We start from the raw sequence: 7,147 nt of genomic DNA, 5'->3' as shown, positions 1-7,147 counted from the left end.
TCAGTTCAGGTGACGGATCAGACCAGTCCTTCTTCAACATCGCGTACATGGCGTGATCGACGTAGTGGTCGTAGAGCCACTCTGCATCACGGATCACACCTTCCAGCGTGAATCCAAGGCGCTCGGGAATCGCCCTGCTTCTGGTATTGCCGATAGCAGCAGGGATCTGGACTCGGTTGAGATCGTATACGGCAAAAGCATGTGAGATCAAAACGCGGCAACATTTTGTCATGATTCCATGCCCCGCAGCGGCGCGAGCCAGCCAATAACCGATCTCCACGGACCGGTTGCTCCACCGAATAGGGTGGTACCCCACAACTCCGACGATCTTCCCTTGCAACAGGATGGCGCAGGTGAATCCCTGGTTGTCAGCCTCCTGCGCCAGGGTTGCCTGGATGAATGACAAACTATCCTTTGGCGTCGTATTGGCGTCCAGCCATGGGAGCCACTCGCGGAGATGGGCGCGGTTTTCATCTATGACTTGGAATAGCTCCTCTGCGTCGTCCTCGCGAAGCGTCCGCAGTCTCACGGAATCGTCTATCTGCTTTTCAAACATTATTTTCTCCGTGTTGCCCGTCATGCGAACTGACCCGGGGCAGGGCGGGTGACGATAATAAATGGGGCGCGGCCCATATGGCTCCCGGGGCAATTCCGCTGGACTACCGACGAGCCGACTGCTACGGCGGTGCCAGTTATCGCCTGTACCAAAACCGGGATGATTACACACCCGCGTGCGGAGGCCGGAGAAGTCGGCTATAGCGCATCGGGTGCAGCGAAGGGTTAGGCATGGGATGCTGCCTCCGCCAGCTCATCGACTGTATAGAAATGCGTGTTCGGTGCAGCAGCTACTCGATGTAGCTCTCTGGCTCCAGGCATTTCGCACTCGATGGGGAAGGCCATACATCCCTGGGTTAACAACCAGATTGTTCTGGTGACGCCGTTAGTAAAGCCTACATGGTGGAACTTCTCATAGCGCACACTCTTTCCGAACCAAAGGAACTTGTAAGAAACAATAGTTCGAGTGGCTATGTCATGCGAGACGTATGCTAACGGCACTGGGTTATCGTGGCCAAAAGAAAAGCCTTCAGCGGCAGCCCCATACTTTCGGTCATTCGGCCACGTTTGTGGGTTGCCGTTTGCCTCGGCGCTATGGATGCTGTATGGCTCATTACGCCAAAGTCCAAGAAATTTTTCGGCGTCGACAATAACTACTCCAGATTTGTCATTGTTGTATTCCGTTATTTTCATTGACATGAAGACGGGAGACCGATTCGGAAGAGGAACAGTAAAGACTACGTGAGGACTGCCCCAGTATTCCTTTGTGCTAAACGTAATCAAGGCCTGCCTCCCATGCCTAACGCCTGAGCTCACCGGCGGCAATGGAGCGCAGCGGAATTGCCGTCCGAGTGCAGCGCCGTGTTATGCGATTACTGCATTAATTCGTTTATATCTCTGGTCAAACGCCTCTTTGCCGCCTTCCATCACTCGGCATATCTCATTCCGTATGGAAGGTTCTTGGAGTCCACCCTGTGTCACGATTCGGGTCTGCCCTGACCTTACATCAAGGGCGATGACGTTTTCCGCATCACCGTTCACGACGATGTTAGCGTTGTGCGTGACCACCAAAACCTGTCGCCTCTGTTTAATCTCCCGAAGTTGCGTCACGATCAGGTCATAGATCAAATGGTTGTCGAGATCGTCTTCTGGCTGATCAAGCACCAGAGGCTCATCACCATACGAAAGGATAAAGGCAAGGAGGGCTGCGGTCTTTTGCCCAGGTGATCCCTGCTCTACAGGTTTGAAACTCTCGCCATCCTTGAGACTGTACCTAACATCCAGCGAGTCTTCGGGAAACCAGCACCAGATTCGATCTATTTGCTCGGGAGTCAATCCTTGGATGTGGGAGACAAAACGTCGATCTTTGGCTGCAGCCACCGCCGTTGTATCGTTTTCATGAATGGCGAGCAGCGATGATTTCAATGCTGCAATTTTTTCTTCCATGGTTTTGGAAGAGTTCTGCGTCAGTGTAGCCAGTAGGCCCTCATCCCCGTCGACCACGCCGATGTCGCGGTCAAAGCCGCCATTTCCCCGGTCGATTAGGTTACGGAAATCTTCCTCGACCGTGATCTTGTTTCCAAACGGGATGACATTGATCTGTACATATGAGTTGCCAACGAGGGTATCTTTGAGAAAGTCCTCGCGAAGTATGGTTATCTTGGCCCGATGCTCATGGAGCTTGACCAAGCACTCTTCAGCGCTCTTCTGATGCTGCACAAGAGCTTCTCTCTTCTTGTTGAACCCCTTGAGCTTCTCCTCGAGATCTTGCCGCTGTTTAACCAGAAGACCATATGCGGAAGGATCGCCCGCACCTGCTGCGCTGAGTTGACCGCGGAGGTCGGTGTATTCCTGGTTCGCTGATGTGATTTTTTTCGATATTTCAAGACCTGGCCGAGCTTGATTCCATGCGCTCTTCGCATCATCAATCTGCTTCGCGATTGAATTCATCTCACTCTGAAGTTTCTCAAAGGTCGCACGGATGCCCGCTGCAGCGTCGATCAGCTCTTTATCATCTGCAATCTCAACGTTGAAATGCTGTGAATCCAATTCTGGTGGCAACAGGCTTCCTGAAATATCCCGGACCTGTTTGGCGGAACCTTCCCAAATCTTTTCCCAAGAGTCGATGGCCTTGCTCTGGTTTTGTCTGAGCTGGTAAGCCTTAAGGACATCCGCGTGGCCTGCCTTTTCAAAAACCTCGAGCTTGCGTTTGACGTCCTCAAGCTGCCCCTTGATTACCGATTCTTCCTGAAGGCCAGACTGGACTTCACGCTCCTGGGCACGAATAGAGAGATATTTGGAAACCAGTTCGTCCCATTCAAGTTGCCAATCACGATGATTGACCGCCGGGGCATCATCGACGACTTGCAACAGCGCCTGGGGATGCTTCGCCAGCTCGAATATTTGCTTCTGGCTGTAAATTCTGATGGGGAATCGTTGTGCTATGTCTCCCTCGGAAGCGCTCCAGGTTCCGGGAGCGGTCTCTTCCTCTATGGCGTATTTGCTTTCGGCGTTAGACCAGGTGATACGAAAACGGCCGCCGTCTTTTCGAAAACCAACCGTGATTTTCGTGGAACTCTTTAAGAGTCCTTCATCCTGACGGCTGCCCGAGGTTTGGCTATACTTAGCGAATTCCTTTTCCAGGTTTTTAGGTATCTCTCCCTTCCGTTTGAGAGCAATCCGGAGGAACTCCAACGAAGTCGATTTCCCGGTGCCTCGGCCACCAATGATGGTGTTGAGCCAAGGGTTCAGTTGGCAGGAAAAGGATTGACCTCTCCCAAGGTACTTCGCGTCGTCAACCACGATGCTTTCGATGGCAAGTTGCCCATGGGTATTGGGGTCACCGGTGAAACGGTCCGAACGCTTCAGGGAGAGAGCACCATCAATGAGTGCCAGCCGCAATCCGTCATAGGATGGCTCCGACATTTTTACCCAGGTAAAGTGACTCCCTGGGTAGCGTTGACCGTCGGTTCCGGTTGGATGATGGGAATCGGTTCCAAGAACTTCCGCCCAATTCAAATTTTTGCCGATGTAGAGCTGCGGCTTTACCTGCGCAAGGTCTGTGACCTCCATGGCAAATACATTCTTGTTGTCGAGAACCTGCTCCAGTGTGTTGCCGGAATAAACTGTAAAAAGTCCGTTGGCCTGATCGACATGAGCAGGGATCGCTAACCCGCCAGACCTTGCTATTTCGTCAATTACCTCAACAGCAGAGCATTCAGAGCAGCCGTCGCTTCTCCCTTTGGTGGCTCGATACCTCACAGTACCGAGAAGAGAGTCAATGTCCGAGGTGGTCTTGTCTGTGCCGAAAATAGCCAGAATATGGATATTTCCCTGAACGGTAATCTCGACGCCGGGGAACAGATAGAGCGGTCGATAATCCGGATGACCTTCGGATGACAACTCCAGGAGTGCCTGCTTTAGTGGATCAATCCAGGCACCTGAATTGTGATCCGTCACCGCGACGCAATCGATGCCTTTCCGCATGTAGTTGAGCAGCCAATCCTTATGGGATATCTGCTTATGCAGGGCCTGGTCAGGGCCTTTCCCATAATCATCGGAGACCGGAGTATGATTGTGAAAGTCGAACTTCCACCACCGTGAGCCAATCCAGTTCATCTATACCGTTCCTGTTCTTTTCGCATAACATTTGCTTAACCTGTGGTTTCGCGCCGCGCAGCGGCTTGGCGCATTTTGTGCTTCAGGAGCGAAGCGACAGCACAAAATGTGACAAAGAAAGCATCAGGTTGAAGCAGTTGTTAGGCAATTTTTAGTTATAAATAGCAATTGGTATTAAAATTGCACCCGGTCCTTTAATATTATCCATTAGTTCTTCAGGTAATTCTTCCATGATATGCTTTATGCTTCTTTTCATTTCTCTATTAAAAGCTAATTTTTCCAATACTGGAATAATATTCGTAAGATTTACTTTTTCTGATTCACGTAGTTTTCTTTGCACTTTTGCGAATATAGTTACTTCCTTTGGTAATTTATCTTGCTCGGATATGAATGAGTTTTCATCAAAATATGTTATCAATTTATACTTTCCAGGATTAATAAAACTTAATTCTGCAGGAAGTCCATTTGTATTATTTGATTCTCGAAAAAGCTGTATAATATTGATAGCATTCTGAGTTTCAGTATCCATTAAAGCTGTTCCATTATCATTCTTTATTTTATCAAAAAATGGTAATATTGTACCAAGAGAACCAATTATTGTTTCAATCTTCGAGAGCCTTATTGTTACATCTATTTCAAGAAATTGATTCCGTGATATGTTTGGCCAAGATTCTTCATCCATATAATCGTAAAATGGAACGCCTTCATTCTCTGAATCTAAGAAATTATATATTTTCTGAAACTTTCCTGCATATGTTTGAACTAATATACGTTTTGTCTCTTTTTCAATTTGAGCTTTTATTCCTGCATCAACTTTAATAGAAAATGCACCTGCTCCTGCTGATATTCCTTTATCAGTTGCAACTCTTTCAGAAACATCTTCTGTCTGCACAAGAGATCCATCAATAGACGAAATATAATCATCTATTATTGAAGTATTCAGATAATAGAAATTCCGTAACGCACTTGCTTTCATGAATTCTCCTATTTTCCTCGGCCCGAAGGGTCTGTCTAACAATGATTAGACAGCCCCGGACGCCCCCCATCTCCGCAAACCCGTCCGCCTAATCCCAAAACTTCCCAGCCATAACAATCTAAAAATGCTAACACGGAAATCCCCTAAAAGCCACCAAATAAGAGTTAAATCGCCCTATATCTCCCTAATCATCATCAAGCTGGCGCATAGCTGTTATACCTACGTCTTCAGCCAGTAGGGGAACTCAAGGATCGCATTATTTCCTGATTTTTGATTTTTATTAGAGTTATTTTCATCATTTGGGCAAAAAAAATCGGCGGAATGCCGATTACGATAATGGGGCCGTGCCTGCGTTATCCGGTCTGTCTCTGTTTGCTGGAGTCATCAACACCGATGGACTCCGCCAAGGCTCTGATCTGCTTAATGGCAACCGAGCGCATCTCGGGAGGGAGACTATTCAAGAGGTTGAGTGCTTCCTCAATGTCTGGGGATATAATTCGACTTTCTTGCTTTTCACCGGTGATCAAATATTCGAGGGAAACACCGAGGGATTGTGCTATGAGTAGAGCCTTTTCGGCGGTTGGGACAGCAGTATTCTCCGCACTGATCCAGTGACTGAGTGTTGTTTCGGATATCCCGGTATCAATCGCAACTTCTGTTGCTTTACCCCGTACTCGTTTTAGCTCTTTTCGGAGCGTCTCTTTGAAACGAGAGCGGGACAGTCCTCTCTCAGACAAAACATCCTCCCGCCTCCCAGCGACTATAAGAATAGTACGGAAATCCGTATTTAACCATAGTTTTTTCTTGACATTTATACGGATTGCCGTAGTATGTAACTATGGAAGTACGGAAAACCGGAGAATTGGTGCCAACGACGGTTGGGGTATCCCTGGAGAAGGGAGACCGCGAGACAATCGACTATTTCTTTTCTAATCGGCGTTACCTCAAAAAGCAGCATTTCTACCGCGACGCCATCATCGAGAAGATCCAACGGGAAGAGGCCATCGAGCGCGAGCGCCGGGCCATCCAGGAAGGTCGATCCCAGATCGACGCGACACTGCTGGGGCGGAGCGGGTGAGAACCATTCCGCCTCAGCCTTCACACCCAGGGAAACCAGGGCGGGTGTGGCAACGCCTGTTGGTGCATCCAGCCTTCAAAAAACGGAGGGAACCGATATGTCACGAGAGCGATTAACCGTTGCCGAGGTTGCAGAGGAGCTTCGCGTCAGTCCTGATTTTGTCCGGAAGCAGTTCAAGCGGGGGTTGCCCCACATACGGCTGGGGGAGCGGATGTACCTGATCGACCGCGAAGACCTGGAGAGCTGGCTTGAATCCCAAAAAGTCAGAAATCCTCCCCCGAAGAAAAGCAGCGCCGGGCCGGCCGGGGCGGAGTAGCACCATGACCAGGAAAATCTCTGTGACCATCAGCGACGGCATGTACGAGGCAGCCGTCAAGGAGGCCCGCAAGCAGGGCCGCAACGATGGCCGGAACGACGGGGTTGCGAGCCTTATGAGAGGCGCCCTGCGGGGACATCTCAGCAGAAACGGGTATTCGGTCGCGGAACTGGATGCGCCGGACTCTGAGACGCCTCCGGCTGGGCGGAAATCTGATGAACGGAAGACAGGAGGAAACGCATGACATTCGATCAGCTCCCCTCGGCGATTGAAGAATTGCAGACGATGGTTCGTGTCATTCTGGAAAAAAACAGTGTGGCTGAGTCCCTATCAGAATGGATGACCCTGAAGCAGGCTGCGGAACTCAAGTTTGGACCCGGGGGATACGACAGCCTCCGAAANCTGGACCGCCGNTATTACCCAAACTTCGGNGNATCCCATGCTGTCCTGCACGGCGGTCGTTACTCCCGGGCTTACCGCAGGGACGAAGTGCTGGCCTGGCTCTCCCTCACCGCAGAAGAAATCGACCGGCTCTATGAAGAACGACTGCGCTCCGAGAGCGCGGAAATGGCACGGGTAACCAGATGATGGGTGCAACCGGACG

Annotated in this window: 8 protein-coding genes; 3 read left to right on the top strand and 5 right to left on the bottom strand. The window is 50.1% G+C overall.

Annotated elements, in window-relative coordinates; genetic code table 11:
• The 5 genes from B071_RS20325 to B071_RS20305 all read right to left on the bottom strand — a co-directional run.
• On the bottom strand, nt 1-556 hold a 556-nt coding region (locus B071_RS20325; protein WP_018526945.1), incomplete at its 3' end, for a GNAT family N-acetyltransferase.
• A 224-nt stretch (nt 557-780) separates the two neighbouring features.
• Nucleotides 781-1,254, bottom strand: a complete 474-nt coding sequence (locus B071_RS20320; protein ID WP_215730294.1) for a plasmid fertility inhibition factor family protein — start codon at nt 1,252-1,254, stop codon at nt 781-783.
• Nucleotides 1,255-1,419: 165 nt separating this feature from the next.
• Nucleotides 1,420-4,173 (bottom strand): TrlF family AAA-like ATPase, encoded by a 2,754-nt coding sequence (locus B071_RS20315; protein ID WP_018526944.1) that lies wholly within the window; start codon nt 4,171-4,173, stop codon nt 1,420-1,422.
• Between the two features lie 151 nt (nt 4,174-4,324).
• Nucleotides 4,325-5,149: a DUF6414 family protein gene (locus tag B071_RS20310; protein ID WP_157703132.1), complete on the bottom strand. Its 825-nt coding sequence runs from the start codon at nt 5,147-5,149 to the stop codon at nt 4,325-4,327.
• Nucleotides 5,150-5,502: 353 nt separating this feature from the next.
• Complete coding sequence (locus B071_RS20305; RefSeq protein WP_018526942.1) at nt 5,503-5,886, bottom strand: helix-turn-helix domain-containing protein; 384 nt, start codon at nt 5,884-5,886, stop codon at nt 5,503-5,505.
• A 101-nt stretch (nt 5,887-5,987) separates the two neighbouring features.
• On the opposite strand from B071_RS20305, the gene B071_RS20300 reads away from it, so the two are divergent.
• The 3 genes from B071_RS20300 (at nt 5,988) to B071_RS20290 (ending at nt 6,787) form a co-directional block, all read left to right on the top strand.
• Nucleotides 5,988-6,227 (top strand): hypothetical protein, encoded by a 240-nt coding sequence (locus B071_RS20300; protein ID WP_157703131.1) that lies wholly within the window; start codon nt 5,988-5,990, stop codon nt 6,225-6,227.
• Nucleotides 6,228-6,324: 97 nt separating this feature from the next.
• Complete coding sequence (locus tag B071_RS20295; protein WP_018526940.1) at nt 6,325-6,543, top strand: helix-turn-helix domain-containing protein; 219 nt, start codon at nt 6,325-6,327, stop codon at nt 6,541-6,543.
• Between the two features lie 4 nt (nt 6,544-6,547).
• The gene (locus B071_RS20290) at nt 6,548-6,787 is read left to right on the top strand and encodes a hypothetical protein (protein WP_018526939.1); all 240 of its coding nucleotides are present in this window, start codon (nt 6,548-6,550) and stop codon (nt 6,785-6,787) included.
• Nucleotides 6,788-7,147: the final 360 nt, after the last annotated feature.

Source organism: Alkalispirochaeta alkalica DSM 8900 (genome assembly GCF_000373545.1).
GTDB classification, from domain to species: Bacteria; Spirochaetota; Spirochaetia; order DSM-27196; family Alkalispirochaetaceae; genus Alkalispirochaeta; species Alkalispirochaeta alkalica.
Note: the sequence above shows the minus strand (reverse complement) of the source record. Positions and strands in the feature narration are given on the sequence as shown.

Coding starts and splice junctions, on each gene's coding strand:
- B071_RS20315 (WP_018526944.1), bottom strand. CDS start 4,173: ATGAACTGGATTGGCTCACGGTGGTGGAAGTTCGACTTTCACAATCAT.
- B071_RS20300 (WP_157703131.1), top strand. CDS start 5,988: ATGGAAGTACGGAAAACCGGAGAATTGGTGCCAACGACGGTTGGGGTA.
- B071_RS20310 (WP_157703132.1), bottom strand. CDS start 5,149: ATGAAAGCAAGTGCGTTACGGAATTTCTATTATCTGAATACTTCAATA.
- B071_RS20290 (WP_018526939.1), top strand. CDS start 6,548: ATGACCAGGAAAATCTCTGTGACCATCAGCGACGGCATGTACGAGGCA.
- B071_RS20320 (WP_215730294.1), bottom strand. CDS start 1,254: ATGTCAATGAAAATAACGGAATACAACAATGACAAATCTGGAGTAGTT.
- B071_RS20295 (WP_018526940.1), top strand. CDS start 6,325: ATGTCACGAGAGCGATTAACCGTTGCCGAGGTTGCAGAGGAGCTTCGC.